Source organism: Luteibacter yeojuensis, from assembly GCF_000964085.1.
GTDB lineage: Bacteria > Pseudomonadota > Gammaproteobacteria > Xanthomonadales > Rhodanobacteraceae > Luteibacter > Luteibacter yeojuensis_A.
The window spans coordinates 1-2,628 of sequence record NZ_JZRB01000134.1 but is presented as its reverse complement, the minus strand read 5'-3'; the positions used below and the strand labels follow the sequence as shown (position 1 = coordinate 2,628).

The 2,628-nt window shown below is 64.5% G+C and carries 2 protein-coding genes; both read right to left on the bottom strand.

The window, feature by feature from the left end; translation table 11 throughout:
- Positions 1 to 118 precede the first annotated feature (118 nt).
- Complete coding sequence (locus tag VI08_RS20570; protein ID WP_045831516.1) at positions 119 to 1,426, bottom strand: carbohydrate-binding protein; 1,308 nt, start codon at positions 1,424 to 1,426, stop codon at positions 119 to 121.
- Between the two features lie 353 nt (positions 1,427 to 1,779).
- A complete protein-coding gene (locus VI08_RS20565; protein ID WP_045831515.1) occupies positions 1,780 to 2,517 on the bottom strand; it encodes a 3-keto-disaccharide hydrolase in 738 nt (245 codons plus the stop codon).
- Positions 2,518 to 2,628: the final 111 nt, after the last annotated feature.

Sequence of the window (2,628 nt, the reverse complement as noted above, 5' to 3'; positions counted from 1 at the left end):
ATTCGCGAAAGCGAATGAACCGATGCCGACGCGTTGCACAACGCCGAATACTCCGGAGAGTGAAGAGCCCAACGAAAGGCGCCGACATTACGTCGGCGCCCTTCGTTCGTTCGCTCGCTTAACGGCCCAGGTTGGACAGGAAGCGCTTGGTGTATTGCAGTGACGTGGTCGACGGCAGTGAGTTGCAGGTGGGCGAGGCGGTGCCCTGCGAGCACGGCGTATCACGGTCGAGCGACCAGAAATGCACGCCCGCCAGTTTGTTGGTCGCGGCGTAATTCGTCACCGTATCGATATCGGCGGTGGTGAACACCTCGCTCGACACATCGTTGACGCCGATCATCGGCGTGATCTCGATCTGGCTGGCCGGGATGCCGTACGTGTGCTGCAGGTTCAGCACGGCCTGCACGGCCGACTGGCCCATGTCGCACGCACCGTTCTTCACCACGCACACACCCGTGCCGGCGGCGCCGTAGTCCATCGTCATCAGGTTGATGGTGTAGTTCTTCAGGCCCGAGGCCTTCACCGCCTTCACCACGGCATCGCCCGTGCTGTTGAGGCCGCCGAAGCTGCCATCGGATGCCGCGAGCGTCGCCAGGGTGAACGAGAAGCGCAGGTTCGGGTGCACGCTCTCGGCGTAGACGGCCTGGCTTACCAGCGCGTTGAGCTGGGCCGGGGTCTGGCCGCCTTCGATGTCGAAGTCGATGCCGACGAGATGCGAGCTGTTGTAGCGGTTGACGAACTGGGCCATGCCCGTGGCGCTGCCGCAACTGAAGACGCCGGCCTGGCCACCCGTGGAGACCACGTAGTTGATGCCGGCATCGTCAAGGCGCTTGATGTTGGCATCGGCGAAGGCCTGGCCCGGCACGCCACCCCAGTTCTCCGAGCCGCATTCGCCGCTGGCGAAGGCAAGGGTGATGGCGCCGAGGTTGGGCACGGCGGTGCTGACGACGCTACCGGAGCCGACCACGGGCAGGCGCGTGCCCGTGACCAGCGACGACATGATGTTGGTGTTCCAGTCGAGGTTGATCGTGATGTCCTTGTACGGGCTGAAGAACAGATCGCCCGCGCCCGGGGGCGGGTTGCTCGGCGGGGGATCGGTCGGCGGCGGGTCGGTGGGCGGCGTGCTGCCACCGCCATCGCAGCTGCCCTGCGAGGTCCAGGGCTGGCCGGAGCCCGCGGCGCCGCTGTTGCTGGCGGGGTCGTTGCCCTGCGTCCACCAGTTGGCTTTGTAGTTCACGCCGTTCTCGCTGGCGACATCGCCACCGTTATAGACGCTGCCCGCATTCCACGCCGCGGCGCAGGCCGTGGCCGCGTGCGCGGTGCGCATCGGCACGGCGGCGGTAAGGGCAAGGGCTATGGCGACGCCGAGCGTGCCAGTACAGCTTCCGAAGACAAGACGGGACCGAACACCTGCATTCACGCGCATGATGACTCTCCGTGGTTGGTTTCCCCCTGGCGCCCGGTGTCTGCCTGGTCTGCCCCCGTGGCCATGGCGCACGGTCATCGCTGACGTCCGGTTTGTCCGGTTTAGTCCTGGATGACAACGTTGTCTATTCGCAGATGGCCGTTTTGTGACTGGGTTCGCGCACGCCGCCTTGCGCCGATTTGCGGCGTTGCAGCGCGTTTTTACCGGAGAAATCGATTAACCGCCCGGTGAGCGGGAGTGTCTGGAAGTGTTGCGACGCGGAAGGTGCCTAGGCAGCAAAGATGGCTCGGCGGCGCAGCGATGACAACGTGGTCAGGGCCCAAGCGGCGCGCCGGACCGGCGCGCCTGGCACGTCATCCAAGATCTTTGATGCGGATGCTGCGGAACCAGATCTGGATCGGCGGCTTGCCCTTGTCTTCGCCGCCCTGCAGCGAGATATGGCCGCGCTGGAATTTGGCGAAGTCGGGCATCTTCGCGAACTTGGTCTTCGAGACCATGGCCTTCCACTCCGGTGTCCACATCGTGGTATCGACCGTCTTGTGGCCGTTCTGGAAGAACTGCACGTGGCCGTGGTCGACGATGATCTCGATCTGGTTCCAGTTGCCGTTCTCGTGGACGTTCTCGATATCCGAGGAGATGAGGTCGAACAGATCGCCCGAGCGCTCGTACAGCGTGTAGCTGTCGGGCTTGGTGCAGACGAGGTCGGCGATCTGCATCTCGGGGCCGGTTTGCCAGGTGTACTTGTACTTCGGTGCTTCACTGACGTTGAACATGACGCCGGCATCGGCACAGGGCGTCATCTTCCACTCGAGCTTCAGGTGGAAGTTCTCGTATTCGGCGTCGGTGACAAGGTCGGCGAAATCGGCGTCCGGGGCCTTCAGGTCGCGGTCGAGGCGGATGGCGCCGTCGGCGATGCTCCAGTCCTTGCCAGTGCCCTTCTGCTGGAACGAGTGCCAGCCGTTGAACGTCTTGCCGTCGAACAGCAGCTTGAAGCCATCGCTGCGCTCGGCGTCGCTGAGCGTGTTGGGCGTATCCGCCGCGTAGGCGGGCAGGGCGACGAGGCAGGCGAGGACGAAGGCGTGACGAAGCATGCGGGCTGGCTCCCTGGGGAAAGGTAAGAGCTTACAGACGTCTGGACGGCTAGGGGTGTGCTGGAAAGCATGGTCTGGGGCCGTCCCCACCTGTGGGAGCGCGCTTGCGCG

Excerpts from the sequence above, each read along its gene's own strand:
- VI08_RS20570 (WP_045831516.1), bottom strand. The coding sequence starts at position 1,426 with ATGCGCGTGAATGCAGGTGTTCGGTCCCGTCTTGTCTTCGGAAGCTGT.
- VI08_RS20565 (WP_045831515.1), bottom strand. The coding sequence starts at position 2,517 with ATGCTTCGTCACGCCTTCGTCCTCGCCTGCCTCGTCGCCCTGCCCGCC.